The organism is Pantoea sp. LMR881, from assembly GCF_027157825.1.
Classification (GTDB): domain Bacteria; phylum Pseudomonadota; class Gammaproteobacteria; order Enterobacterales; family Enterobacteriaceae; genus Pantoea; species Pantoea haifensis.
The window spans coordinates 154,309-180,384 of the sequence record NZ_JAPVOK010000004.1; the positions used below are offsets into that span (position 1 = coordinate 154,309).

General features: G+C 45.0%; 20 protein-coding genes and 4 pseudogenes. 8 read left to right on the forward strand and 16 right to left on the reverse strand.

Annotated features, from left to right (window positions below; translation table 11 throughout):
• Positions 1 to 772: 772 nt before the first annotated feature.
• A pseudogene (locus O3W44_RS21335) lies at positions 773 to 2,940 on the forward strand (TonB-dependent siderophore receptor).
• A gap of 352 nt (positions 2,941 to 3,292) precedes the next feature.
• The gene (locus O3W44_RS21340) at positions 3,293 to 4,354 is read left to right on the forward strand and encodes a glycosyltransferase family 9 protein (protein ID WP_269294744.1); all 1,062 of its coding nucleotides are present in this window, start codon (positions 3,293 to 3,295) and stop codon (positions 4,352 to 4,354) included.
• A gap of 1,853 nt (positions 4,355 to 6,207) precedes the next feature.
• On the opposite strand, the pseudogene O3W44_RS21345 reads toward O3W44_RS21340, so the two are convergent.
• Positions 6,208 to 6,585, reverse strand: a pseudogene (locus tag O3W44_RS21345) (citrate-proton symporter); the annotation flags it as partial.
• Positions 6,586 to 6,838: 253 nt separating this feature from the next.
• Here O3W44_RS21345 and O3W44_RS21350 point away from each other — a divergent pair.
• Positions 6,839 to 7,753, forward strand: a complete 915-nt coding sequence (locus O3W44_RS21350) for an Rpn family recombination-promoting nuclease/putative transposase (RefSeq protein ID WP_269294745.1) — start codon at positions 6,839 to 6,841, stop codon at positions 7,751 to 7,753.
• A gap of 311 nt (positions 7,754 to 8,064) precedes the next feature.
• Here the strand turns inward: O3W44_RS21350 and O3W44_RS21355 are convergent, their stop codons facing one another.
• Positions 8,065 to 9,054 carry a tyrosine-type recombinase/integrase gene (locus O3W44_RS21355; protein ID WP_269294746.1) on the reverse strand — a complete coding sequence of 330 codons (990 nt, stop codon included), beginning with the start codon at positions 9,052 to 9,054 and terminating at the stop codon, positions 8,065 to 8,067.
• A gap of 328 nt (positions 9,055 to 9,382) precedes the next feature.
• On the opposite strand from O3W44_RS21355, the pseudogene O3W44_RS21360 reads away from it, so the two are divergent.
• Positions 9,383 to 10,275: pseudogene (locus tag O3W44_RS21360) on the forward strand (LysR family transcriptional regulator).
• A 1-nt stretch (position 10,276) separates the two neighbouring features.
• On the opposite strand, the gene O3W44_RS21365 reads toward O3W44_RS21360, so the two are convergent.
• From O3W44_RS21365 to O3W44_RS21405, 9 genes are all read right to left on the reverse strand, one after another.
• Positions 10,277 to 11,092: an MFS transporter gene (locus O3W44_RS21365; RefSeq protein ID WP_269294747.1), complete on the reverse strand. Its 816-nt coding sequence runs from the start codon at positions 11,090 to 11,092 to the stop codon at positions 10,277 to 10,279.
• 37 nt (positions 11,093 to 11,129) lie between these two features.
• Entirely contained in the window at positions 11,130 to 11,606 is a 477-nt protein-coding gene (locus O3W44_RS21370) for an MFS transporter (protein WP_269294748.1), read from the reverse strand.
• Between the two features lie 10 nt (positions 11,607 to 11,616).
• Entirely contained in the window at positions 11,617 to 12,270 is a 654-nt protein-coding gene (locus O3W44_RS21375) for an RraA family protein (protein ID WP_269294749.1), read from the reverse strand.
• A gap of 33 nt (positions 12,271 to 12,303) precedes the next feature.
• On the reverse strand, positions 12,304 to 12,939 hold the full coding sequence (locus O3W44_RS21380; protein WP_269294750.1) for an RraA family protein: 636 nt from the start codon (positions 12,937 to 12,939) through the stop codon (positions 12,304 to 12,306).
• 1,101 nt (positions 12,940 to 14,040) lie between these two features.
• On the reverse strand, positions 14,041 to 14,721 hold the full coding sequence (locus tag O3W44_RS21385) for a hypothetical protein (RefSeq protein ID WP_269294751.1): 681 nt from the start codon (positions 14,719 to 14,721) through the stop codon (positions 14,041 to 14,043).
• A 197-nt stretch (positions 14,722 to 14,918) separates the two neighbouring features.
• The gene (locus O3W44_RS21390; RefSeq protein ID WP_269294752.1) at positions 14,919 to 15,176 is read right to left on the reverse strand and encodes a hypothetical protein; all 258 of its coding nucleotides are present in this window, start codon (positions 15,174 to 15,176) and stop codon (positions 14,919 to 14,921) included.
• Positions 15,177 to 15,354: 178 nt separating this feature from the next.
• Complete coding sequence (locus O3W44_RS21395; RefSeq protein WP_269294753.1) at positions 15,355 to 15,702, reverse strand: hypothetical protein; 348 nt, start codon at positions 15,700 to 15,702, stop codon at positions 15,355 to 15,357.
• An 8-nt stretch (positions 15,703 to 15,710) separates the two neighbouring features.
• On the reverse strand, positions 15,711 to 16,268 hold the full coding sequence (locus O3W44_RS21400) for a hypothetical protein (RefSeq protein WP_269294754.1): 558 nt from the start codon (positions 16,266 to 16,268) through the stop codon (positions 15,711 to 15,713).
• An 807-nt stretch (positions 16,269 to 17,075) separates the two neighbouring features.
• Positions 17,076 to 17,558 carry a DUF2913 family protein gene (locus O3W44_RS21405; protein ID WP_331283456.1) on the reverse strand — a complete coding sequence of 161 codons (483 nt, stop codon included), beginning with the start codon at positions 17,556 to 17,558 and terminating at the stop codon, positions 17,076 to 17,078.
• Between the two features lie 432 nt (positions 17,559 to 17,990).
• Between O3W44_RS21405 and O3W44_RS21410 the strand changes: the two genes are divergently transcribed.
• Positions 17,991 to 18,518: a hypothetical protein gene (locus tag O3W44_RS21410; RefSeq protein ID WP_269294755.1), complete on the forward strand. Its 528-nt coding sequence runs from the start codon at positions 17,991 to 17,993 to the stop codon at positions 18,516 to 18,518.
• Positions 18,509 to 18,925: a type II toxin-antitoxin system YafO family toxin gene (locus tag O3W44_RS21415; RefSeq protein ID WP_269294756.1), complete on the forward strand. Its 417-nt coding sequence runs from the start codon at positions 18,509 to 18,511 to the stop codon at positions 18,923 to 18,925. The genes O3W44_RS21410 and O3W44_RS21415 overlap by 10 nt, the downstream gene beginning before the upstream one ends.
• Before the next feature lie 247 nt (positions 18,926 to 19,172).
• On the opposite strand, the pseudogene rclA reads toward O3W44_RS21415, so the two are convergent.
• From rclA to O3W44_RS21435, 4 genes and pseudogenes are all read right to left on the reverse strand, one after another.
• Positions 19,173 to 20,497 (reverse strand): annotated as a pseudogene (rclA, locus tag O3W44_RS21420) (reactive chlorine resistance oxidoreductase RclA).
• A 390-nt stretch (positions 20,498 to 20,887) separates the two neighbouring features.
• Positions 20,888 to 21,910 (reverse strand): alpha/beta hydrolase, encoded by a 1,023-nt coding sequence (locus tag O3W44_RS21425; protein WP_269294757.1) that lies wholly within the window; start codon positions 21,908 to 21,910, stop codon positions 20,888 to 20,890.
• A 134-nt stretch (positions 21,911 to 22,044) separates the two neighbouring features.
• Positions 22,045 to 22,587 (reverse strand): carboxymuconolactone decarboxylase family protein, encoded by a 543-nt coding sequence (locus O3W44_RS21430; protein ID WP_269294758.1) that lies wholly within the window; start codon positions 22,585 to 22,587, stop codon positions 22,045 to 22,047.
• Between the two features lie 20 nt (positions 22,588 to 22,607).
• Complete coding sequence (locus O3W44_RS21435; RefSeq protein WP_269294759.1) at positions 22,608 to 23,417, reverse strand: SDR family NAD(P)-dependent oxidoreductase; 810 nt, start codon at positions 23,415 to 23,417, stop codon at positions 22,608 to 22,610.
• Between the two features lie 309 nt (positions 23,418 to 23,726).
• Between O3W44_RS21435 and O3W44_RS21440 the strand changes: the two genes are divergently transcribed.
• The gene (locus O3W44_RS21440; RefSeq protein ID WP_269294760.1) at positions 23,727 to 24,677 is read left to right on the forward strand and encodes a GlxA family transcriptional regulator; all 951 of its coding nucleotides are present in this window, start codon (positions 23,727 to 23,729) and stop codon (positions 24,675 to 24,677) included.
• A 415-nt stretch (positions 24,678 to 25,092) separates the two neighbouring features.
• Positions 25,093 to 25,368, forward strand: a complete 276-nt coding sequence (locus tag O3W44_RS21445; RefSeq protein WP_269294761.1) for a putative quinol monooxygenase — start codon at positions 25,093 to 25,095, stop codon at positions 25,366 to 25,368.
• Between the two features lie 305 nt (positions 25,369 to 25,673).
• Here O3W44_RS21445 and O3W44_RS21450 read toward each other — a convergent pair whose 3' ends face one another.
• Positions 25,674 to 26,042, reverse strand: coding sequence for a hypothetical protein (locus O3W44_RS21450; RefSeq protein ID WP_269294762.1), 369 nt, complete (start codon positions 26,040 to 26,042; stop codon positions 25,674 to 25,676).
• Between the last annotated feature and the right edge of the window lie 34 nt (positions 26,043 to 26,076).

The window sequence follows — 26,076 nt, forward strand, 5'->3', positions numbered from 1 at the left end:
TTTTTTATTGTATAGTCTGGAAAGGTTATGTTTAAAAATTAGAATGTAAAAATCAAGCCGCGCATCAGGAGACGTCAAGAGAGTCACCAGGCTGTCCTGATTATGGAAAAAAATTTACTGACTTTATTTAATTAAATCGGTTCCTGGCACGGACAGAATCTTCCCTTTATGTCATTGCGCTGTTCAAATTTTGCGCTAAAAAATCAGTTTATATGCCGCCTAACGTAATTTATCGTGAGAACTTCAGTTATGGCTCGGGTAGAATATTTGACTATCATCTGTTTTGTTGACTGGTCAAAAAGTTTCAAATAGAAAAGAACTCTACATAGTAAATTAACATATGATTATATGGCACTTAAATCCAAGGGAGAACAACTTTTCTACCTAAAGAGGTAGGCGTGGCTTATTTTCATGTTTTTATTTCATGGAAGGAGTTCCAACATGAAATCTTATTGACAGTAAAAGTAATTTTTACTTTTTCATCTCCATCAGATTTTTTAAATTACTTAATGTTTTCATTTTATAAGCTAAATACTTACATGAATTACCCTTTTTTGATTTAAATGATATTGATTATCATTATTGTTAGTAGTATTTTGACTTGTCTTTTCCTATAAAATACAGCTATGAACACATTTAGTAAGAAATATTCTTTTAAAAATAAGTTATTGGCGGGGGTAATTGCTTTTCTAAGCACTACTTCTTTTTATCTCCATGCGGAGTCAAAAGATAAAAAAATGGAAATAATAAAACTGCAGACAATGTCACCGTTATTACCCCATTGAATATCACTCCTGAAAAAAACACGCAGGAAAATACTCTGCTTGTAACGGCACGTGAACAGACGCTTCAGGCACCGGGGGTTTCAATTATTGACAGCGAAGCAATCAAGAAACATCCCGTCCAGCGAGATGTTTCGGAGATTATTCGTACAATGCCAGGCGTAAATCTTACAGGTAACTCTACCAGTGGACAGCGGGGAAACAACCGCCAGATTGATATACGGGGCATGGGGCCCGAAAATACATTAATACTTATTGATGGCATGCCAGTCAGCAGCAAAAATTCTGTCCGTTACGGCTGGCGAGGGAGAGAGATTCACGCGGCGACACATCGTGGGTACCGCCAGAAATGATTGAACGCATTGAGGTTATACGTGGGCCTGCTGCTGCTATGTATGGTAATGGAGCAATGGGAGGAGTGGTCAATATTGTTACTAAACCCGCTGAAAAGGACTGGCATGGCAGCCTTAATACTTATTACAACGTGCCTGAACATAAGGCAGAAGGGGCAACCCGACGTTTCAATGGCAACCTGAGTGGCGAAATGACAGATAATGTCACTTTTCGTCTGTACGGCAACTGGAGTAAAACGCAGGCTGATGCGCAGGACATTAACAGCGGGCACGCGGCTGCCCGCACCGGAAGCTATGCCGGATCGGTTCCGGCCGGACGTGAAGGTGTGACTGATAAAGATATCAATGCCTCGCTGCGTTGGGAGTTTATGCCTATGCAGGCACTTGAACTCAACTCGGGTTACAGCAGACAAGGGAATTTGTATGCAGGTGACACCCAAAATACAAATACTAACTCACTGGTTAAAAAATATTACGGCAAAGAAACGAATGTACTCTATCGTCAGACTTTAAGCCTGAAATATAGTGGAGCATGGGATAATGGCATAACGACCAGCAATTATATACAGTTTGAAAAAACCCGAAACACCCGCCTTAATGAAGGTCTGGCGGGCGGCACAGAAGGCATTTTCAGCACAACGGATGAAGGTTTCTCAACAATCTACCTGAATGACACTAATCTGCATTCGGATATCAACATTCCAGTAGAAACCTGGCTAAGCCAGACGCTGACGTTCGGCGCTGAGATGAATCACCAGTCTATGAAAGATCCTGAGTCCAACACACAAACAACGTCAAGCGGTGGAAGCGTATCGAGTATTTCATCTACTAACCGCAGCCCCTACAGCTCGGCTGATATTTACGGACTTTATACTGAAGATAATATCGACCTGACTGACTCAACGCGCCTTACTCCAGGTCTGCGTTTTAATTACCAGACCATCACCGGAGCGAACTTTAGCCCTTCATTTAACATTTCTCAGGAGCTGGGCGACGATTTTACGCTGAAAGTCGGCATTGCACGTGCCTGGAAAGCCCCTAATCTTTACCAGACCAACCCTAACTATCTTCTTTACAGCAACGGACAGGGCTGTTACGCCAGTTCAGGCAGTTGTTACCTTCAGGGAAATGCCGATCTAAAGGCCGAAACCAGCGTAAATAAAGAAATAGGGATAGAGTATCATCATAATAAGACTCAGGCGGGTATAACCTGGTATCGCAATGACTACCATAATAAAATAGAGGCGGGTTATTCAGCTGATTATTCGAACGGCACTTCAGATGTTTATAAATGGGAAAATATACCTGAGGCTGTTGTTCAGGGGCTTGAAGGGACACTTAATTTTTCTGTCAGCGAAAATATTAGTATAAAAAACAACTTCACCTATATCATTGAAAATAAAAATAAGAAAACCGGTGATTATCTGTCAGTTATACCTGAGTACACGATTAATTCAACGCTGGAGTGGCAAGCCACGAATGATTTATCTGTTCAGGGAACCATGACATGGTACGGGAGGCAAAAGCCGAAGAAATATAATTATAAAGGAGAGGAAGCAACAGGCAGCGAAAAGTGGGGGGTCGCACCTTATGCCCTATTTGGTACCAGCACAACTTACAATCTGACGAAAAATGTTGTTTTTACAGCCGGAATTGACAATCTGCTGGACAAACGTCACTATCGTGCAGGAAATGCATCTACTACAGGCAATTCCAGTACGGGCGCATACCTTTATGGTGCAGGAGCTCAAACTTATAATGAATCAGGCCGGACTTATTATATGGAGTTGGGTTTAAAGTTTTAATAGTTTTTTAAATTATAATGCAGGCGCGTTCGATAATGAACGTGCCTTTATCTTTAAGCTGCCATTCTCACTGCTACAGGCATCATCAGTATACGCCTGAAATTGTTATGTGCGGATTTAACTCTTTATTGAAAAAGCTGTGATTTAAAGTATTCAGGATTGAATTCAATCGCTTTTACAAAAGTAAGGGTTGATTTTGATTTTAGATTTCCCTTCTTCGTCAGGAATGCGTAAATATAAGGTAAGCACCTGCTCATGGACGAAACTTCTTTTTATTTATTTGTCTTATAAACACTACTTAATGACAATATGCATAGTGTTGTCTTTTCTCAGGCAGTTTACTGGAAATCTCATGAAACGCTGGAAACTCCTTTTGGCAGAAAAATTACTCGAATTCACAGCGGATTATCGTTCCCGTGTTGATTGTTCTGAGGAGCAATTTTATGAACCTGAGCGAATCGCTGTTTTTTGCGTTGGCTCTGTGGGTGATTTTGTAATTAGTACACCCGCATTAAGAGCAGTCCGGAAAAGATTTCCTTCAGCCAAAATTTTGATGATTACAACGCGAGAAATAGTTCAACTGGTAAAAAGTTACGGTTGGTTCAGCCATGTTCTCGTCAGGCATACTAATGTAGCTGGGATTCTGCGTTTTTATATGATTATGAAAAAATTCAGGCCACAGATAACAATAACCCTTGGCCCGCATGCCCCTGTTGATGTGGTATGCGCAGCATTAGCGGGCAGCAAGGAAATATATATGGACTCTGGTTCTGACGAATCGGTGACTTTGAAGCGTTTTGCCAGCCGCCATACCGGTTCGTTCTCAGGACATATCATACAGCGACAATTAGCATTAACAGCCACTTTAGGTGCTATAACAGGCGATGTAAGAATGTTCCTCCCGAAAGCATTTATCAGAGACAAAACTGGAAAAACATTTAGCGTTGCATTTCATTTGACAGAAATGCGCACAAAAGAACAGTGGCCTCTTAAAAGATTTCATGAACTCGCTAAAGCTCTTATGCTCAATTTTCCGGGCATACGCATTGTCCTTATAGGAAACAGGGCAGACGAGATTACAGCGATAAAGCTGGCCAATAGTTTATATTCTGACATGACAGGTTACTTTTGTATTGCCACAGGCATCACAGATGTTGCTAGTCTCGTATCGCTGATCCGATCACAGACTGTGCTCATAACTGGGGATAGCTGCCTGTTGCAGGTAGCAATTGCGGCGCGGATACGCACAGTCATTCTGCAAAACGGATATGAAAAGGTAGAACGTATGCCTATCCAGGACCTGGGTTTTCATCGTACCATTACTGTTCGACGTAACTCTCTGGATGACTTTGAAATTACCCGCGTTTTTTCTGCTTTCCGGCATGCGATTGAAGAAAGTCGTTTAGATAAGTAAGTAAATCATTGGACAGACAGTAACCATTAATATATTTGAACCAGTCCGCGGAAAAAATATTAATCGCGTTATATAATGAATTGGCTGTTTCTTAATTGACAGTGAGCAGGAAGGAAAATGACTAAGTTTCACTTTATCACTCACTGTAAAAATAAAAGCAGGTGAGTTTTGTTTGGTTGTTGATTCAATAATTGAAATTATCCTCAAAAAAAGCGCCAGATGTATCTTTACATCTGGCTGAGAGGAAATGTATCCTCAATACAGGGAACGCTGGGGTTTTCTCCAGCAGGTAAATCATACACAAGAAGTTTTTCATGCACTTTAAGGAAAGTATTAATTTCTGGAAAGGATAGTATAAAAAATTAAGGCAGTGGGTAAAACTTAATGGAATATATAGATTAGCGACAACACTGAGGTAGTTTTTTATAAATTCTTTCGGGGAGTAAGAAAGGCGAAGCATAAAGATAAATATTATTCGTAAAGAAACGCAGTTTTTTGAAAATATCCTTTATGGAGGTTGTTTTGACCCTTGATTAGTTTGAATGCAACAGCCAGTATGGGCTTCCAGTAAATTCAAGTTAATGATGGGGGTATATGCAAGTCATGATAAAATGGGGCGTCAGGATTGCTGTGAGCATGTCTATAGCTTCTCTCTTGTCCATTCCGTTTGGATATATATCTCCTGCTTATCAGACCGTGCTGGATAGCATTATGATTGTTGTGTGGATACATATGGAATGGGAAGTTTTTTGTAAAAAAGAGCAGGGGCGTAATATGCCAGTTTGAATTTTTATTATATAACTTGAACGGCTGCACTACTCTTGCTAAATTTAAAATTAGAGCTAATAAGAGAAATAAAAAAGAAATCCTGTAATAATTTTTTATTATTTACGGGGAGTTCGGCAAAGAAATATATCTTCATTTTATCAGTAGAGTCGGCTATGAAAAGAGATGATAAAAGTAAATGGTTAAAAGATCGCCCGCCTTTATGGTTCCCTTTAATTGTCGTTGGCTTTATGGTTCTGTATATCAGCCTTAAAAAATTTTGGTGATTAACGGTCGCGATTTTAAAGGCTGAGTTTTATTCTAATCTTTAGCATTAAAAGAGTTTATAGTCTGCCTGTGTTAATTCTTTTTAATCAGTCATTGCTTTTTTCATCAAATATTTGCATGACAAACAGTTCACTTGACAATTCGGACAAATATGGTCCCTTACCTCAGTAATAACGCCTGAAACTCCAAAAACAGGCCTTATGAACCGGCCCCTTATTCACTGGTTAAATTCGCCTGATACAGCACCGATTTCGCGCTATCACCAACGCTGTTGGCTAGGTATGATCCTTCAATACTAACATTTGACGTAACACCATGCCCGGGTGCTCCATTGTATCGCAATAAGCTAGCCGCAAGAGTTGATGCAGGATGTATAAACTCATTCTTTGGATGATCGCTTCGGCCAAACGGTAAAATATCAGTCTGAAATCTGGCCGACGTGCGAGATATCTGACTGTTCAAACATTCATAAAACTGTTTTATAAATTATAATTCAACAATGTCATTTTCATTAACGCGCTACTTATGAGGTTGCCTGACTGGCCGAAAACTCTCGCCAGTGAAGTGACCAGCTATATCAGTGGCTCGGCGATAGGATTGATGGCGGGATAAATGATGTCATCTAATATTTAATGGAAGGCGAGCAAATGCTCGCCTGTTGGCTAATCAGAATTGAACGGACGAAGAGCAGGTAATTTATATAACCAGTTATGTTACGTAACGTATAAAACGGCTAAAGACGATACCCCCGCAAAACTCTGAATGGTCCAGAGTAGCCTAACCGAACCTGTCTCGATGGCTCAGATTTTTTGCTCCGCTGCCTGATAACCGCGGCTCAGACGCAAAAACAGCATAGCAGTGGCAGCCAGCCCGCAGAAGGCGGCTCACATCAATCACCAGCCCGGCGCGCTCTTGCTGCCCGTCATCTGTTCCAGCGCCGTTGAAATCACCGGCGTCAGGCCGCCGAAAAGCGCCGTCGCCAGACTAAACGCAACGGTACGCACGTAGACTGGCATCACCTCAGTAAGGGCCGCCACCATAGCACTGTTGTACATACCGAGGAAAAACGAAAACCACAACAGCACCAGTGTTATACAGGTAAAATCAGGAGCTGACGTCAGCCACGTCATCGCTGGCCGGGTGATAGCAAGCGCCAGTAAGGTTATCCCCATCAGTATTCAACGACGTATGTAATTTATGTCTAAAAATTACCTGACAGGTTGATAAGTCCCGGCAAACAATAAATCTGCCTTAAATCAGCCCTCCGTATTTGCTTAATGAAATGTGCATTACCTGCAAACTACGCACGGTTGTATGAATTTTTGTCTTACTTCTCTACCGAAGGCATGCTACAACTTAATCTAAACAGGGTTTGTTTTAGCTCAGGTGTCTGTCATAACATACAGCAAAAGAATAAACCATGATGCCCCAATGAAGAGCAACAGCACGCCAACTCCGCATGATGCGGTGTTCAAAACATTCCTCTCGCACCCTCAGACCGCGCGCGATTTTATGGCGCTGCATCTGCCGCCCGCGCTGCTGACAATCTGCGACTTATCGACACTGAGGCTGGAGTCTGGCAGCTTCGTTGAAGATGACTTACGTCCATATTACAGCGATGTACTCTACTCTCTGAAAACTAATAAAGGCGACGGGTACGTTCATGTCCTGATTGAGCACCAGAGCTCACCGGACAGGCATATGGCGTTCCGCATGATGCGCTATGCCGTGGCCGCGATGCAGCGCCATCTTGATGCCGGGCACCAGACCCTGCCACTGGTAATTCCTGTACTGTTTTACCAGGGCAAGCGTAGCCCCTATCCTTACAGCATGAACTGGCTGCAACTGTTCAGTAAACCAGAAACGGCCGCTACGCTCTACAGCGACGGGTTTCCACTGGTGGATGTGACAATCATTCCCGATGAGGAAATTATGCAGCACCATAGCATGGCTGCGCTGACTCTGCTGCAGAAGCATATCCGGCAGCAGGACCTTAAAGAGGTGCTGGATCAGCTGGCCCTGTTGATGGCTTCAGAATTTATGACCGGACAGCAGCTGCATGCGCTGGTAAACTATATACTTCAGGCGGGTGAAACAGCTGACGCAGGAGCCTTTATTCGTGAGCTGGCACAGCGGGTACCACAACATGAGGATGAACTGATGACGATTGCGCAGCAGCTTGAACAGAAAGGCCGACAGGAAGGCCGTCTTGAAGGGTTACGTGAGGGCGTGCAGGAAGCCAGTTTAAAGATTGCCCGCAATTTGCTGGAGAACGGTATGGACATCCAGTCCGTTATGAATGTGACCGGTCTGACTGAGGAAGACCTGAAACAGGCTCGTCACTGACTGACATCGCGGTCACGAAAATCTTGCTTCCGTTCAACACTGAACTGAAGTCCCGTCTGCCGGTCTGTTAAAGACTCAAACGCCCATAATATGTCCGGCGTACGCCAGTAACCATCGGAAGAACCTGTTGCCTGCCTGTCTGCCATTTCTGAGTCAAAGAACTGGCCCGTTCATAAAAGGACTCAGTTGTTTTTGCAGTCGCTGACCTTTTTTATCCACAGAAAACGGGGATAGCCTGTGTACGATTCAGTATAAAAAGGCGACGGCAGGTGGTTTGACAGCATGAGCTGTAAGCCGTGCTGAGGATGCCCTTAAAACGTCAGTTTATCCGCAGCCTTACGCAAACGCTCATCACCCCGGCGGTCGTACTTCTGCGTGGTGGTAACGCTTGCGTGGCCCATCGCATCGCGGACGGTTATCAGGTCTTCCCCGTTATCCAGCATCATGGAAGCGAATGTGCGGCGTAAATCGTGCGGGGCGCATTCATCGATCCCACTTTGCATACGCCGCTCACTGAGAATGTGATAAACCGCCTGCGGTGTCATGCGTTCGTAAGTGACACTGTCACCTGCGCGTATACGGGTAAACAGCGGCCCGTCCTGCTCGCCGCGAATCGTCGCCGTCCAGATATGGATGCGCCGCCAGACCGACTCCGGCATAAAGGCCAGCCGCTCTTTGTTCCCTTTTCCGCGTACCAGCAGCGCCTGCTCCTGAAGCAGAATGCTGGCGTAGTCGAGGTCAGTCACTTCTGAACGGCGCAGGCCGCAGCCGAGCATGACCGCCAGCATGGCCGCATCACGCGGGCCTCTGCAGGCGGAGTCTTCTTCACAGCAGCGGAACAGCGCATGAATTTCGCCGGCGGCCAGCGCACGGCCGCGGGCCAGCCGGCTTCCCCTTACTGCGCGTACCGCCTGGATTCGCTGATAACTTTCCGTATCCATCAGCTTCATCATCCACGCCTCGCGGGCGGTGCCTTTCAGCGCAGAGAGATAGGTATTGATGGTCGCAGGCGCCCGGCCGCTGGCCGAGAGCATTTCCAGCAGCCCGCGGATGTGGTGGCGACGCAGGCTGCCCCAGGCGCAACTCTGCAGGGCGCTGAAGCCGAGCATTTTTGCCACGATATTGAGAAAAGAGCTCATCGTCTTTCTGCTGGCGGCGGATGACAGTCCGATAAGGTAAGACTGCGCCGGGTTCAGCGGCTGGCTGTTATTAATCGCGGCCAGCGCCGACGCATCCTGCTCTTCAAAAGAAGAAAGCTGTAGCCTGTGCGGCAAAAAATGGTCATCAGCCGGGTCAGTCATGTGGTTCCTTGTCGCCGTAAGTGAAGCCGCCGTGCCGGCGCGCTGTGCTGAAATCTGGCGGGATTATCCCCTGACGATGCACTTTGCGTAAAGCTACTTTTTCAAATCATCATTTTAATAAGTAAAATGAACCTTTGTCGCGTTATCTCACTGATAGCGATGGTAAACTGTAGTAACCCGGCATTTAAAAGAATGGACTGAAGCTGGTTTTAATGCATGGGCTTTGCAGGAAATTGAATATTTCCGTCGCAAGGCGGACAGAGAACTGGACTTAATAACAGGCACATATCATTAGATGAATAACTCTTAACTTTACGTGAGTAAAACAATGAATATCAAACAGCTTAGTTATTTTTGTCAAATTGTTGAATCCGGCAGCGCTAGTGCGGCGGCGAAACAGCTGTTTATTGCGCCTACGGCAATCAGTATGCAACTAGCAGCGCTGGAGCAAGAGCTGGGAGGTGAACTGCTGAACCGTAGCTCCCGTCCAATGTCACTCACCAAGCTAGGTAATTTTTTTTATCCGCGAGCCCAGCAGTTGCTCTATGATTTTCATAAACTACAAAATGAAACCAAGTCGTTTATGTCCCGCGCCGACACGGTATTAAACATTGCCTTTACGCGTTCGATTATGATTAATATATTACCGGAATCTATAAAAACATTTTCGGAAAATTATAATCATATTACGCTGAACCTTACAGAAGTATTGTCAGAATATCAGCCGGAGATGATACTTGATCAAACCATTGATATAGGTATTACACGCGAGTTCAGTGGTGATTGTATCGTACCGGAAAATTTAAACCATCAACTTATTTTGATTGATCCTTTATTTGCCGCGATCCCCGCGATCATTATTTGGCGAAGAAGTCCTTTTTAACGCTACAGGATTTCTGCCATTCTCCGTTTATCAGTTATCCAAAAGACGACAGGAGCAGTTTTTCTCAGAAAATACTGCATTATTTTACCTCTCATCAGTGTAGGCCGATAATTTCACATCGCGCGATAGAAATCCATACCGCACTGGCGCTGGTAGGCGCAGGGTTAGGCGTGACGTTAATTGGAAAGTCAGCCATCCCTGATAATCGCAAGGATATTCTCTTTGTCCCTATAGAGGACTTTAAAGTCAATAGCTATATTTACGCCATCAGCAATCCAGACAGCAGCGGTAATTATATTAAAGAATTTATTGAGGTATTAAAGAACGTTGTGGCTTAATTCATGTCGTTTTCATCGGCTCATCAATAGTTAGCACAATAATAAATGTGAGAATAGATATGACAGACATAAAGACAAAAACAGAATTCCAGCCATTATAGTCCAGAATCAAACCACCAATAAAGGGCGTCGCCGCTCCGCCAAGTTGCCCGCCCATATTCACGATGGCGTTGGCGGTGGGGAAATGCTTCCTTTCAATAAATGACATCGGATAGACCATATATGCTGAGAAACCAATGCTCAACAGCAAGCCGGTAAGAAACAATAGTAATGCGCAAATAATGGGGTTCGCAGGAATATAAATCAGAAACAGCATCATTAACGAGGTCGAAACAGCTGATATAAGCATGCCGGGTTTTCGACGTTTTCTGAGAACTTTATCGGAAAGGATACCGCCCAAGATATTACCTAATACCGCGCCGACCCATGGTGCTGCTGCGACAAAGCCCATGCCCATTATCGAGAACTGTTTTTCGGTCAGCAGATAGGTTGGTATCCATGCCAGCAACAGGCTGGAAATACCGAGCTGAAAACAATAGCCGAGGCTACATCCCCATACATTCCAGGAGCGGTAGATCTGTCTGCTGCTCACCAGCGATTTGACCGGTCGAACACGAATAAAGGTATCCAGCAAGGCGATTCTTTTATACTTGTCAGGCACATTTTTATGATTTCCATCCTCTATTTTTTCATTAATCAGATCGACTTCCGCTGCATTGGTAAAGCGTGAATTTTCTGGTTTGTCAGCTACGAAGAAATACCACAGTACCGGCAAAAGGAGGCCAGGCAGGGCGAAGAATAAAAAATTTCTTTCCACCCCCAGTGGGTAATTATCAGTGAGCCAATGATTGGCGTCAGCACCGGACCGAGTTTAACTGAAGAGAGAAAATGCCCGATGCGATGCCTTTCTCACGCGAAGGAAACCAGCTATTAATGGTAGACGTCACGCCAATTGGCAGCGGGCCTTCAGCAACGCCCAGCAACATTCTACACATTTTCAGATGCAAAATGGAACCTACCATGCCGGTCAAGGCGGTTGCCACTGAGGTCAACACCATGGAGGTGGTAAAGACGTTACGCACGCCAAATCGAGAAATTAGCCAGGCAGAAGGTATCTGCACCAGTGCATAGGCGATAAGAAACAGACTGGCCAGCGCGCCTGCTTCCGCATTGCTCATGGTGAACTCTTTACGGATAAAGGGTAACGCCACACCCAGATTCGCACGGTCTGCTGCTGCAACCGTGTAGATCAGGAAAAACAGGGCAGCGACCCACCAACGATGGTGGGTCGATTTATGCTGAACTGAAGTGAGTTCTACAGGTGCACTCATTTATTTTTCCTTAATTTAAATGAAAACGCTGGAAAGTTTCGGCTAATTGCATTAATTCTGCGGTGGTAGCGCCATCTTTAATTGCAGCTTTGAAGGTGGTTTCTTTTTCTTCGCGGGCTAAAGATTGGACAAGCGCATTTTCCAGATTGGCAGGCGGTACAATAACGACGCCATCTCTGTCACCAATTACAATATCGCCGGGGTGAATAACGCAACCGTCGATGGTCACCGGAACATTGATTACGCCCGGCTGATGTTTACCCGTGCCTTTAATAGACAAACCTCGGGCAAAAGTCGGGAATTGTAGATCAATTATTGCCTGTGCGTCCCTTACAGCACCGTTTACCAGTATTCCCGCCAGCCCCAGCGTCATGGCCTGTGTGGTGAGAACATCACCCCAGACACCTGCTTCCATAAAGCCCTTGCAGTCAATGACCAGCACGTCTCCGGGCCGGGCATGCAGCAGAGCGTAATGGATCAGAAGATTGTCGCCAGGACGCATATCGAGGGTAAATGCCGGACCTACTAATTTCATCGTCGGGCTGAGCGGTTTAACTCCTGAATCAAGGGCGCCAAACGCACCTTGTGCTTCATATATTGTGGCTGCCCCAAGTTGTTTTAATAGATCGATAGTTTCTGAAGACAAAGGAACAGTATTATTCATGATTAAATGCTCATAGTTTTGGCTAAGGTGGTTTTATTTACTCGGGTTGCGCTGCAGCAGGTGATAATTGTGCTTTTTACGCGCCTCGGTGATCGTCATTCCATTTAAGACATCTTTGATAATTTCATGCTCAATTTTTTGCATTGAAAAAGCCCGGTCCACCACTGCGTCAATATGTTTCTCAGCGATAACCACCACGCCATCAATATCAGCAACCACCAGATCGCCTGGTTTAATCAGCACACCGCCGACAGAGATAGGTTCGCATAAAGCGGCGACCTGTACGCGATCTTTACCTGTGCGCATATAGTTACCCAAGGCATACAGCGGATAACCGGCATCGTTCGCTTGTGCAGTATCTCGGCAGACACCATTGATTACCGTGCCGGCAATCCCTTTATGCATTGCTAACTGGCTCAAAATTCCGCCCCAGACGGTGCAATCCTGACGGCCAGCGTTATCAATAACGACAACGTCTCCCGGACTGACCTGATCGATAAAATCGCCAACGGTGCCCGGTTGATCGTTATCAATTGTGACGTAGCGCACAGTCCATGCACGACCAACAATGGTTTTTTTCCCGCTACGTGTTTTATGCCCAGTAGTGAGCCCGGAAGAGAAAAGTAATCCAGTGCATCCGAAAGCTCTGGCGTAGTTAACTGGCGGCATTTTTCGATAATGAATGTGAAGTTAGTGAGTGTCATCATTGTCTCCTTTTTTTCCATGTTTTCTCATTAGGAGTAAGGAGACAATGGGTTAAATATGAATCTAAATTCAAAAAAATTGAATCTGGTGTTGAGATTGAAAACTTTAATTACCATTATTTATAATGCTATGAAAGTATTATAAAATTAAGGAAGCCAGACGGCTTAATGTATTATGTTTTTTGCGACAGGACTCAAAAGAAAAGGCCCCGCTCACCGTCTACCCATTTTGGGATGCAATGAGAAACTCTATATTAATATGTGCTGATTGTTGCAATAACTTTTGTTTTGGAGATCGAGGGTAATTTGATAGCAGAAAAAACGGCTGGTGAAGGGGGTATAGCAGACCAGACGCTGGTTGTGTTGCAACAACCGGATAGAACTTGCAGGGATCATGTTCCAGTCCTCTGCTATTGTCAGATAATTCTCCAACGTCGATCTCGTTTTCACGCGCATGATTGACCACTGATTGGCTTGGTAGCGTCCATGCCAGGGCCCCAGCAAATATAAATATCTTGCGCCACGTCCGCGATAATGCCACAGAACTGGCTGCACCTGGTGCAAAGTAGGTTTGAAAAGGCGTACAGCTTTATGCTGTAGCAGAAGAGCATGAACGCACTGAATGAGGCCGTGACCGGATCTCCGTTGATGCCGCGCAGCCGCCTCAAGGCTTCCAAATCTTGCACAACCCAAACCATAACCTTGTATGTCGGTCCGGCTCAGTATAATGAATTTTCGTCAGGTTTTGTGAAAGGAGTTCAGAAGGGTTACTACTGTAAAATCGCATTTTGCTATTTATGTTAAATTAAAGGCGTGAGTGCGCACTGAACAGTCCCTAGGCTTGACCATTTTTGGCTTAACTCTTGGCATTAGTTTGCCTCTTATGGACATTATCTCAAGCTTTTGAAAATATGTCATAAGTTGATACTGAGTTAAGAAGTAAACATCCCGTAAATTCTTTTAAGATGTTTAGGCGTGCAAATCTGTAATTATTGCAATGCCTCCATCGTTGTATCCAACAAGATCCCCCCATCGATATATTTTTCGAGATAGGAAAACACCAAGTCTATTGGGGTCCCCAATTATTTCTAAGATAGTTGAGGAAGTAATCGAATTCTTCATTAACCTGTTGAAAATAAGCACGAGGCCCATTAAGAAATAAATGATTGTAGTAATTTAAAACTGTAGTGAAGTCTTTGACTACATAATGCGAGCGTTCAAATTGCAATACAACTTTATGTACACCTTTGTGTTCTAACTCTTTAAAAAAAACGCCACTACCTTCTCCATCGACAACACCTATGCCAAAAACACACAAGTCATTTTTCTTATTCCAGTACGAGCTTAAATTTAGTTGGTTGCCATGCAATCCTTCAACCTCACCGAAAATAGCAACCTTTTCTTCTGCTATTGAACTTTCAACAATAAGGCATAAATCTGAATAATTTATCAATGAGGTGGGATCATACTGCTTAGTGAATTCTGGAAAGGTTGTACTGAACCTTTCTCTCAATTTATAGCTGAGAGTGCTATCATTCCCTGAAACAAAGAAACTGAATTCATCAAGGTTTTTACTAAAGCACACCCCATATGAATCTTCAAGTCTTTCTAAAAGTTCAACTATTATATGGCCACCTAATTTTTGATTAAAAAAGCTAGTAAAGAAGTATTGTACACCCCAGTTATTTATATGATTCTGTATTATACTAAAAAAATTAACGGGAAGAGATCCTCTCAATATTGCCATAGACCAGTCCGGATATCCCGTTAATTTAATAGGAGAGTATTGAAGGTTTTTATGCTGGTCTATACATTTCAAAATGCTGTAGAAGAGTGTGTGGCCCAGTAAGATCTAACTTCTGGGATAATAATCGGGGATAAAGGCTCAATTATGCTTCTTTTACCACTCCTCATAGGAACTCCATATTATCCATTTTTAATAAATTAAAATTTATTTCTTTCAATTGAAAATGCGGTCACGCCTTTAATATCTGTGGCTTTTTTGATGAACTTTAATTTCCCACCTTTTGCTGTTGGCCATGAAGCCTCTAAGTTTTCATCTATGTAAATTATATTGCGACCACTTGAAAGCTTAGTTGCTCTGAAGACGCATTTTCCGAAAGCTTTAGGATGTGGTGCATCCTTTAATCCTGCTAAGGATATAATTGCCTGACTTTTAGCTAATCCAATCCCAATATCCATGGGTTCAAGATTATATCTTTCTTTTAGAGCCGCGTTTACTAATTCCCGAGTCTTTTCTAAACAGTTTTTTGCCGCAGCATGTGCGGAATAGATTGCTTGTTCAGGATTATCTTTATCACAGCGAAAAAAGCTAATATGCCATCTCCTAAGTACTCTGTTACTGAGCCTTTAGACAAATTTACAGTTGCTTCAAGTGCTGGTAAAAGTGCTGATGTTTCATAAAAAACTCGTTGTAACTCGGAAATATCCCCCTATCTTTTGCTGTCGCACACATTAAATGCTGAGTTGAATCCCTCATATCTACGACCATAGCTACAAATTCATCAATTATCGTTTCATTAGATCTTACAATGTTATGCCCGGGTATTCTGGATATGGCTTCATCCTGTGCGTTTGCTTTTATTAAATCGCGGCTCTCGCTGCTTTCTAACATTAACTGATAACCACCATTCTGCCAATGATACTCTGCCTTATCTAAAGAGCCATTAATAAGTAAGGATATTTTTTTAATTTCATCGCTGGTCATATTTTTTATTAAACTCCATATTTAAGACATATTGATAATACAACCCCCAAGCTAAGCCATATAAGGATTAAATTAGTGCACATCCGTGACTTGCAAGATTTAAATTCTCTAATTAATGACACTTTCATTTTTTCAAAAGATAAATGATTTATCAAGTCACTATCTGTTTTGGGGAGTTGTGAAATATACTCCTCAATTTTTAATTTAGAACGTATATCTTTTGATTTCATAAGAGATAAAAAGTAAATTGGTTCAACACCTCCTGAATAAAAGATATCTAGAGGCTGGTTTCCAGTAATATGTTTGTCAATCTTGTTAAGTGCCTTAACACAACTAAAAAGAAAAGCTATAGAAAGCACCCATGCTAATGTAGTAGCAATCAGAGCAAAGTCATAATAAACGTTTAATGCCCAAAGTTGTTTTGCTCCAGCAGTTATTTCACTTATAGCAGCTAGAGGTAAAAAAACTATAACAAACAAAAATCCAATTTTTACGTCAATGGCTCTAATTGTTGCTTGTGTATCATTAATAGATTCATATAAAAATTCAATGGTTTTATCAGACATTTTGGTCTCTAAAAGTAAGATAATTCAGACTTATCTTATATAAAATACTGATAATGTTAACAAAAAAATGATTAGGAATGTTAAAGATATTTTTTAAACTCAAATCGATATTCTTTTCTATTTCAAATTCCTTTTTCATTGAAATTCATGAACATAAGGTATTGACTCTCAATGACACTTAGCGATTTAGCAGACTTGAAATTTTTCCAACTTTATATAATTATGTTTATATAAAGTCAGGATTTACTGCAGGATCCTTGCAGTAGAAGAATTCTGTCCAGTCTGACAATCTCTGTACGCAAAACGGGCAGCGATACGTGAATTCTGGCGGGGTAATCCTCTGTTTTTCTCTCAGAATTTACGTAGCGTCGTCTGTGAGTTTTGGCTGAACTCAGCCAAATTTGTGCGCCAGGACAGTGGCTACTGGCCAGGAACCCGGAAATGAGCAATATCGTCTGGCTTCAGATGTTTTTTCAGGACCATAAGGTTCTCTGACAACTTAATGCCAGCGACTGAAAAAAAATATGTAGCGGTGGCTACTTAGCGGGGACCCTAAAGCATGTCTGTGGCGGCAAATGCCATTTTGCCCGCCGGTGAGCAGTGGCTAAAGGTATCAGTGCGTTTAACTGCTACTTTATGCGCACCTTATTTTCATACAAATGTTACGCCGTAACAGAAAACGGTTGCTTCGGCTATCCATGTGCGCTGCTCTCTTATTTATATGATATCCACTGCAATCAGCAAATGATGTTTTATTGACCAGTTCCAGATATTTTTCAGCCCGACTTATTTTGTGCAGACACTGATTTATCTTTTATTTTCAGTAATTAGCGTAAAAAGGTTTTTCAGCTCATCATTACGCTCTGTGACAAACTTCCATCCACAGCGGTCAAAAAGCTGTTTAAGACCAGCTACGCTTCCTGTAAGGCGCGCCATCAGCGGATTTACCAGACAGCTCTCAGCATCAAACGCCGCGGCCAGGCTTGTTTGCGGGATATAAATACCGTTAACACCGGGATTCAGGCTTATGGCATCACGTCCTGACCGTTCTTTGTCAGAGAGCAACCAGTATATCCAGTCCATGTCCTTCGAGGCTTCAATTATACAGATGAGGCGCTGGAGATCGTTTTGTTCAGTAAGTATGCCGGAGCAGGATTGCCACAGATAGTCGAGCTTGCCGGCCAGCTTTGCGCCAGTGCCATATTGATGGCCTTGCTTAAGTAGCCACTCAATGTCTGGAGCGACTTCCCGGGGAAGCGATGCTGCTATTCTGCATACCTTACAAGAGATGTAGGATCAGGTTATTCCGCGTTAAATTTAAATAATTTCAAATGATTGAGTGAGTTTTCGAGAAAGCCACGAACATTAAACCTGAGTCAGTTCAGAATCTGTTTATTATGCTTCTGTTACGCAGTTTCCGAGGCCATACGAGGCAGTAGCCATCTCCGGTAGCCACCACCTCGCTGAAGGGAAAAGCCCTGAAACCGTTATTTATTACATTCAGATTTAACAGAATATCGCCTGCCGAAGCGCCTCGGTCATTCAGTGCGGCGCACCCAGGGAAACGGTTTTTTGGCTTAAAGGTGCATCGCTGTTGCGGTCCTTCTGTCTGTCTCGCTCTGACTAACGTATCGCATATGCAACAAACTATTTTTAGCTTATAGTCAGGTTCAGTAGTAGAATACCGCGCCTCGTCGTGAACTGACGATAATGGAGTCTGTCGTGAAATTTAAAATCCAGCATTTGCAGGCAGCAGTGGCGCTGGTACTTGCCAGTATCCAGCCGCAACCAAAAGCGGTTGCGTGCCAGCCTACGATTGTAGAGCGGGTTTTTGAGATGGGTGCCAGAGTCAACAAAACCGACATTGAAGATCTAACCGCAGCGCTTAATGCCCTGGCCGGGGACCTGCGCGACAGCCGCGTCGAACTTTCCCGTTATGCTGATAATGATTTTGAAGGCGCAGTTAAAACAGCTAAAGAAATCCAGAGCCAGACTGTTCATGTCGCCGGCATTGCTGAATCTTTCGTCCTGATGTTGCCCGAAAAAGACATTATCATGTCTTACGACAAACATACTGTTGAGTTTGCGTTCGTCAGGGCCATCAAAATGGTCAGCATTGCGACCAAAAATTACCTCAGCCTTATAGACCAGCTTATCCGCACTACCGATGTGCGTGATTCAGACGTCAGCTTTTCTGGCATGAACCATCTGCTGGACACGGGCAATAAGGCCGCTGCTAAATGGCATTAACGGCTGACTACAGCCAGGTTACGTGGGATGAATTTTTTGAGCCCACGTTTGCCGTTTACCCTGACCTCGAAAACCAGCTCAAAGCAGAATTCATTACTTATAAATCAACTGGCGCGCCTTCAGACCTGCTTGGTCGGGATGCACCCTTTGACTTTCCACCGTTCGCGGTTGAGGCGAACGTTCAGCATATTCACGTCAATCTGCACTTTCAGCTGACCTGGAACGCCAGACAGCAAAACTATAACCGAACCTCTGATCACTATCTCGTTTATACCGAGCACATGTGGGATAGCGGTCGCTTTTTACTTATGGGCCTGATTACACCCGCTCATGCACGTATGCCTGCCAGAGACACCCGGTTGCTCAGGTACTTTTCAGATGTTGCAGAAGACTTTCACGCCTCTTAAACAAGCTTAAATATTTTGAATCAGAACATGTCTGCTTCTGGCACAAAGCGGACATGCGCATGGGGCAAGGTCCGCTCTGAGCGAAAAGCAGACATTATGTCATCGAACCCTGGGAGTAATAGCTATAGAGTCGAATAACGGTCGCCGTCCGGCTGCCTGTAATGAACCAGGCACTAAAACGCCCGGGCAGGCGCGTTCTGAAAAGATTACATATGTCAGGCGGCCTGCCCGGGCGTTTTGTTCACGCTTATTTTATTAAAGCAAACAGATCGTTTAACGATTCACCTATGGTCGGGTGAGTGAAGATTTGATCCCGCAGTACTGTGTACGGCAAGCCCGCATCCATGACGGTTTTCACAATATTGATCACCTCATGAGAGTCTGCTGCCAGCAGCGCCATGCCAAGAATTTTCTTGCTGTCATTGTCTACCAGCGCCTTGAGGGTGCCTCGCGTATCGTTTATGACGCGTGCACGTGGAATTGCCGCCACCGGCAACGATACCACCTGAAAATTCCTGCCCTGTTCACGCGCCTGCGCTTCCGTGAGTCCGATACGCGACAGCGTAGGCGTCATAAATACGGAATAAGGTATATTCACGCGATCGTCTGTGGTTCGCATTCCTTTACCCAGCAGCTGATCGTGCACAATGCGGAAATCGTCCAGCGAAATGTAGGTAAACTGCGGGCCGCCGGTGACATCACCCAGCGCCCATATGTGATCCACTGACGTTTTCAGATACTTATCAACCGTGATTGCACCGCGCGTATCCGTTGTTACATCAGCATTTTCCAGCTTCAGTGCTCGCGTCGCCGGGCGGCGCCCGGTTGCCACCAGCAAGACATCTGCCTGACGATCGCCGTGACCAGTGTGGAGCGTAACGCTGTTATTGCCGCTGGTAACCGACTGCACCGTGGTGTTCAGCTCAATTTTTACGCCCTGATCCTGGAGAACAGTTTTTATGGCCGCGCTGATATCAGCATCCTCACGTGCCAGAAATTGCGATGACGTCTCAAATAAGGTGACCTCACTGCCGAAGCTGGCAAACACAGATGCGAACTCGACGCCAATATAGCCTCCACCAAGAATGGCCAGGCGTTTTGGCAGGCTGGATAAATTCAGAATGCCGGTACTGTCGACAATGCGTGGCCCGTGTATCAAACCTTCAATCTGCGGGAAAACAGCTTCGGCGCCGGTATTAATGAAAATGCGATCGGCACTGAGCTGACTGCTGCCCTGCTCAGTCGTGATTTTCAGCGTCTGAGGGTCAATGAACTCCGCATGACCATCAATCACCTCGACCTGTGCGATATTAGCCAGATTCAGATAATTTTTTTCACGCAAAAACTCTACTACAGAGGCTTTGCGCTGCATCGCCTCACTGAAATCGACAGAGGTTTGCGCATCGTGCACCAGCGCCTTGGTGGGAATACAGCCAACATTAATACAGGTGCCGCCGTACATCTTTTTGATTTCTCAATGATCGCCACGCGCCAGCCGGCACGCCCCAGGGCGGCGGCCAGCGTTTTACCTGCTTTACCAAATCCGATAATCGCTGCCTGATAATGGTTCATAATGCTCTCCGCTGTAAAAGGCTATAAAACCGTCGCTGCCTTTACTTACCAGCTAACTGAAACTTTAAATGTGCCAGTCTCTAATTTACTGGCGCTCTTACCCGTCGCTTATATGACTCAGCGCGATTAATCATGAGAATACGTTGAGGGGGGTTGAGTCTGTTTCGCTGATACTGAGTAACTCAAGGACATTTAAACATGTGGAATGTACCGCCGTTCTAATCTGACCGGAACCTTAATGCCCGGAGCCTGACAGAAGGTCTGAAGCTGTGTGCTCCACCCCGGGGAAAGCTAGTACTGCTTCCCACAAGATGGTTTTGTTCCACCTTTATCGGGGAGCCAACATGGCTGCTCTGAACAGGGGCCAGTCTTCCTGACTGGCCGGCTCGGTTACTGTAAATGTGTTCTGAGCTGGGCTGCCGCCTGGTTAATGGCTGTTATTACCGCAGGCTCTTTGCTCAGGGCATTTAGCAGGCCATAGTCATGAATCAAACCGTTATAACGCGTAACGGTAACCGGTACACCAGCGTGATCAAGCTTGCGTCCAAAAGCTTCGCCTTCATCGCGCAGCACATCCAGTTCAGCCGTCTGGATAAGGGTTGGTGGCAATCCCTTAAGCTGCTCAGCGCTTGCCCGCAAAGGAGAAGCGAGAATATTATTTCGATCCTTTTCGGAGGTGGTGTAATTATCCCAGAACCATTTCATCATATTCCGGGTAAGAAAATAGCCGTCGGCGAATTCATGATATGAGGCTGTATCAAAATGTGCGTCCGTTACCGGCCACAGCATTATATCGTAACGAATAGCGGGTGTTTTAAACTGTTTTGCCTGGAGCGCTACGGCAGCTACCATGTTTCCTCCGACGCTGTTTCCCACCAGCGCCAGGCGCTTCCCGTCTACGCCGATTTCTGAGCCGTGCTCAGCAACCCATTTTGTGGCCTCATAAGCCTGTGTAATCGCAACGGGATAATGGGATTCTGGAGACGGATCGTAATTCACGAAAACAGCCGCAGCGCCCGATGCGTTAACAATATCCCGCACCAGACGCTCATGTGTCGGATAATCGCCCAGCACCCAGCCGCCCCCATGGAAAAACATGAAAACAGGCAGCATAGGGTCTTGTGCATTTTCAGGTTTTACGATGGTCAGTTTCAGAGGCTTGCCCAGAACAGTAATGGTTTTCTCCGATACATGCGCCGGAGGAAGCTCCACGCCTTTTTGAGCAGAGACCAGTACATTACGTGCTTCTTCCGGTGTCAGCTGTTCCATCGGCTTCCCGCCGCTGCTGTTCAGCACCTTGAGAAATGATGCTACCCCGGCAGTGGGTTCCGGTTTATTTTCAGCAGGACCGGCCCATGCAGCGGTAACCTGGGTCGCTAACAGCAATGCACTGACACTCAATCTGGTTTTCATTATCTTTTTCCTGGATAAACAATAAGGGTTATAGCCCGTTGCAGAATTTAAAATGAAACGGGCGCTTATTCAGAGAACACATAAGCTAGATTTCAAACCCTGAACAGAACAACGTGTGTTCAGGGCGGTATAAATCAAATGGCTTTGACGGGAGCGAAATCTATTTCAGTGTCATTCACGCGATTAATCATGTTGGTAAATAAAATCGCGGTAACCACCCCGATGGTTTCAACAATCTGCGAATCCGTAAATCCGGCATCTTTAAATGCACTGACATGTTGAGCTGATAACGTTCCACGTGCTGAGACCAGCAGTTGTACAAATTTAACCAGTGCATCAATACGTGCATCGTCAACCAGGAACCCCTGCCTTAATTCCAGCGTCTGGGCTTCACTGTAACCCGCTTTTACTGCGAGTGGGGTATGCGCGGCAAGGCAGTAATCACAGCCGCTTTCTTCACTGACAGCGAGGTTAATGGCTTCACGTTCGCGCGCGGTAAGGCTGCTTTTTCCCAGAACCGCATTTAGCTGTAAATTCTGTTCAAGAAGATCGGGCGCATTGCTGCCGATGGTAAGATACGCGTTCGGAACCTTGCCCACTGCCTGTCTGATGCTTTTGAAAAGCGCCGCAGCTTTGCCACTTGCCTCGCTTTCCGGGGCTGAATATAAACGATTCATTTTGGCCTCTTTCGCTCGCCTTAAATTTTTGAAGAGGAAGACTGATAACGAGTTGCGGGCACGTTGTGGGAAAAGTCTTCAATAATTGCCTGACGCGCCTGTTCCCAGCTTTGCAGACGGCTTTCGTCATGCAGGGAAGGAATGGTAATCAGCTCACCAAGCTGGAAACCGGCAAGAGCCGCATCAACCATATCCTCTGCCTGCATAACAATACCCGGGTCAAGCTGGCTTAACGGCAGACCGCCGTTTTCCCAGAATGGTGTTGCAGTAGCACTGGGCAGCACTGCCTGAACCTGAATGCCTTTATCAGCTAATTCGCGATGTAATGACTGGGTAAACGCCAGCACATAAGCTTTACTGCCGCCGTAAACGCCGTTTAAGATTTCAGGTGCTATTCCGACAATAGAGGCAATGTTGATAATTGCCCCTTTTCCGCGGTTTATAAAACCAGGAACGACGGCATAAGTCAGCCGGGTGAGGGCGGTTACGTTGAGATTGATCATCGTGGTCATCTGCTCAACATTACTGTCTATAAGAGAAGTGTGGGTGCCAACGCCTGCGTTATTGACCAGCAACGTTATGCTGGCGTCATTACGTAGTTTTTCTTCGAGGGCAGCCAGTTGTTGTGAATCGTTCAGATCCGCAGCCACGACTTCTACATTACGCTCGGTGTCAGCAGTAATGTGACTGGCCATCTGATTAAGCCGGTTATGATTGCGGGCAACAATCATCAGGTCATAACCCATTCTGGCCAGACGGGCTGCATAAATAGCGCCCATACCGGTTGACGCACCCGTTACAACGGCCGTTCCTTTTGAAGATTTGTTCATTTTACTCACCTCGATATTATGTGTCGGATGAGTTGAGATTACGGGAAGGAGCGGCAAAAAAACGGACGCAGAAGGGTACAATTTCAGACATTTTTCTGCTGCATGAGGTATCAATGTCTTCAGCAACCCGGCCTCGTCATTACGCTTAATATTCGGATATCAGGCCGGGACATCCTGAATTCTGATTGTTCACTTATTGTCTTTGATGGATTATTGGTTATTCCTGACAGGGTGAAAGCATCCAGTTTGTTGAGGTGCTGCGAAACTGAGTCAGAATCACTTAATCTTGATTAAAAAGAAGGAAGTTGAATGCACCGGGTAGGGCTTATCATCGCCGAGCAATTCCAGTCCCTTGCGTTATCGACACTAACGATTTTTGAATTTGCCAATCTGGTGTTGGGCGAAACTTTTTACAGTTGCACGGTATATTCAGAGGCCGGCGGAGAGGTCAATTCCTCTTATGGATTCAGCATCATCACTAGGAGGCTCACTGACGAAGCGGCAGCTGATACGTGGCTTGTTGGTGGTGTGCTTATGCCAACGAAACTGCCTGCCACAGATGGCATAATAAACTTTTTACAAAACCAGACCAGTCACGCACGGCGTGTTGCAGGTATCTGTACCGGAGCTTTTGTGCTTGCACAGGCGGGATTGCTGAGTGAAAGACGTGCTACTACTCACTGGGCACATGCGCACAGCATGAAGGTTCTGCACCCGGCAATCAGGACTGAAGACGATTTGATATACATCATTGATGATCGAATCTGGACCTCAGCCGGCATGACGGCCGGGTTAGATATGGTGCTGGCCATGGTTGAAAAGGACCATGGGACAGAACTTGCCCGTAATATCGCGCATCGTATGGTGATGAATCAGCGCCGTTCGGGTGGCCAGCGCCAGCATTCTGAATTGCTTGCATTGTCGCCTAAAAGCGACCGCTTACAGATAGCGCTGGAATATGTGCGGCAAAATCTCAACAAAACGTTGTCAGTTGAACATCTTGCTGATGCGGTACATGTAAGTACCCGTCAGCTTAATCGACTGTTTCTGAATGAGATGGGGAAATCTCCGGCCCGGGTAATTGAGCGGTTGCGGCTTGAAGGCGCGCGACTGATGATTGAACAGAGCCGACTTTCGCTGGACGTGATTGCAAGGGAGTCAGGTTTCAGGGATCGCCGCCATATGCGTGATGTTTTTATGCGAGGGTATGGTATTCCCCCTCAGTCATTACGTACAGGAAAGAACACGACTGTATCCTGACGCCCTTTATCTTTAGCTGAAGCAATATCCGCACAACGTCATTCAAAAAAGCTACGAAACCAGTGGAGGACTAAGCACTCAATATGCCAGGTAAAAATGACATTCTCATGAATGGGGTTCTACGCGCTTCTACCTCCCATATCTGTACCCTATAAACATACTATGCGTCCGCTTCTGGCACAGAGCGGACGGGGCCGGGCGTAAGGTCCGCTTTGAGCGAGGAGCGGACGTTTAACTGATGACGACCGAGTTTCTTCACCCTGCTGAACATAACATCCCTACCGCGCCCCAGAGGTAACGAGCAGGAAGCGGTTATGTAGCGTTGCCGATACTTAGCGGTTTCTTTAGTCCGACTATTTGGTGTAGGTTCATCATTGGAAAAACCGATAAAACTTCATGAAAAAAAGGGATGATAATGATTAAGCTGACTGGCCGTTTGGTGTGTAAAAGTGCGGAAGAGGCGGAGCTTGTCCGCCAGTACCTTCCTGAACACAAGGAACTGACAAGGGAAGAGACCGGATGCGTGTCATTTAAGGTTACGGAAACGACGAATCCTCTGATCTGGAAAGTTGAAGAGCTTTTTACAAATCAGGCTACCTTTGACGCTCATCAGAAAAGAACCAGGGCTTCAGTCTGGGGAAAAGAAACCAGCGCGATCGCTAGAGAGTATGAAATCTCAGAGGTTGAATAACCTTACTGCTTTAGGATACGTACAAAAAAGCCGCCACTTGGCGGCTTTTTCACATCTGCATAAAAAGTCGTATTTAACATGAGTTCTAAAGCACACCCATCGAATTTGCGTGAGGTGAAACCGTCCGCTTCTGGCACAAAGCGGACCTGCATAGAGGCTTATGTCCGCTATGAGCGAAAAGCAGACGTCGGACCTAAAAAAGAGCACTTATTTACGAGTATCTGAGTGCCCACAATCAATCTATATTATGTATGCTTGGAAGAGCTTGAAGAAGATTTAGCTGCGGTCAGTCAGATTTCATAAAGTTATGCTAACCCCAAGAAAATTGACATCTTTTGGCTTTTCCTGATGAGAATAGACGCTGCAAAGCTAAAAATGATGTTTAGTACGATTACATAAGTTAAGAATAAAAGAGGATCTCTTGAGATTCCCGATTTACTCCATATCCATCCAAGGAAGATTAAAATAGGTAAATGCGTTAAATAAAAGGGCAGGGCGAGCTTTGATAAAGCTGTAATGGTTTTATTTTCTTTTATATTTAGATTCTTAAAGGTATAAAATAATGCCAGGCATAGGGCGATCACAGCAAATACCTGACATAAGCTCATGGTGATTTTGTACTCACCTTTAAACATAACGCTAACAGAGTACCACAAAAGATAAATCGCTGACAAAACCATCGCCTCGTTTTTATTAATATCCTTTTTA